Source organism: Maribellus luteus, assembly GCF_003576475.1.
Taxonomy (GTDB): Bacteria; Bacteroidota; Bacteroidia; order Bacteroidales; family Prolixibacteraceae; genus Draconibacterium; species Draconibacterium luteum.
This window is the reverse complement of record NZ_QWGR01000105.1, coordinates 1-673: the sequence shown is the minus strand read 5'-3', so window position 1 is coordinate 673 and position 673 is coordinate 1. Positions and strand designations below refer to the sequence as shown.

At 64.0% G+C, this 673-nt stretch carries 1 protein-coding gene; it reads right to left on the bottom strand.

Features of this window, described 5'->3' with window-relative positions:
- Window positions 1-69 precede the first annotated feature (69 nt).
- Window positions 70-673, bottom strand: a 604-nt coding sequence (locus tag D1614_RS28135) for a fatty acid desaturase (RefSeq protein WP_175579309.1), incomplete at its 5' end; no start/stop codon positions are given.

Below are 673 nucleotides of genomic sequence, written 5' to 3'. Positions count from 1 at the left end.
ATGAGCGTGGCCCAGTCGTCCCGCAATGACGCAGAGACGTTGTACATCGGGAGGGCTGCCACCCAGCGCTCATGCTTCGCCATATTCGCGATATTCCCCATAGGAACGCGGCGCATACACGTGCCGATCGGAAGGACCATGGAACAGCGGATGCGCTACCGGCGCCGCCACACGCAGCGCGTAGCGGATCAGCCATTCCCGATAACCTCGCACATGGAAGCCGCCGTTGCGCACGAGGTAGTCGTCGGCGCGGCGGCGGTAGACCCATGCCAATGCAAACCACGGTACGGAAGGCAGGTCGTGGTGCACCAGATGGTAGTTGTTGTTGAGAAACAGCAACCGCCACATCAAGCCGGCGTCGTTGATCACGTTTCGGGTGGCGTGGGAATCCGCCGGGCGATGCTCCTGGAAAGAGCGGATCGCCGCCAGTGACAGCGCCGGATACGCCACGCCCAGCAGCATGAGCCACGCGGGCAGGCCACAGGCTGTCTGCAGCCACACGAGCAGCACCGCGACTGCAAGCAGGTGGGCCGCCCACATTGGCACGTCGCGCCAGTCGCCCGAGCGCAGCTTTGCGCAAGCATCCCCTGCAATGGTGAGAATCGAGAACGCGGGTTGCAGCAACATCCGCCCGGCCAGCGTATTGCGCACGGCATACAGCTTGCGCATCGCC